Below are 546 nucleotides of genomic sequence, written 5' to 3'. Positions count from 1 at the left end.
CGACTTCGAGGACACCGCCGCCGGCAAGAGCACTTCGGACACCTTCATCACCCAGGGCGCCGACATCCTCTTCCCGGTCGCCGGCCCCGCCGGCATCGGCGCGCTGACCGCCGCCCAGGAGGCGGGCGACTCCGTCAGCGCCATCTGGGTCGACACCGACGGCTTCGAGTCCACCGAGTACGGCTCCGAGCTCATCACCTCCGCCGAGAAGGGCCTCGCGAACGCCGTCCAGGCCGCCGTCCTGGCCGCCTTCGAAGGCGACGCCGGCAACGGCTCCTACGTCGGCACGCTCGCCAACGGCGGCGTCGGCATCGCCCCGTTCCACGACTTCGACGCCGCCGTCTCCGACGAGACCAAGGCCGAGGTCGAGGCGCTCACGCAGGCGATCATCGACGGCACGCTCGTGGTCGAGTCCCCGGCCAGCCCGGCCGCCTCCTAACCAGCGAGTCCGACCGAGCGACAAGGGACGTGCATTGCGACTCGAACTGAAGGGCCTGACGAAGAAGTTCGGCTCGTTCACAGCGGACGACGACATCGACCTCGTGG

Annotated in this window: 1 protein-coding gene; it reads left to right on the top strand. The window is 70.0% G+C overall.

Annotated elements, in window-relative coordinates; all coding sequences use genetic code 11:
- Positions 1-439: BMP family lipoprotein (locus E9998_RS25035; RefSeq protein WP_136532475.1), on the top strand; the 439-nt coding region annotated here is incomplete at its 5' end.
- Positions 440-546 lie beyond the last annotated feature (107 nt).

The sequence above is a fragment of the Glycomyces paridis genome (assembly GCF_004912155.1).
Lineage (GTDB): Bacteria > Actinomycetota > Actinomycetes > Mycobacteriales > Micromonosporaceae > Glycomyces > Glycomyces paridis.
This window is presented reverse-complemented; position numbering and strand designations above follow the sequence as displayed.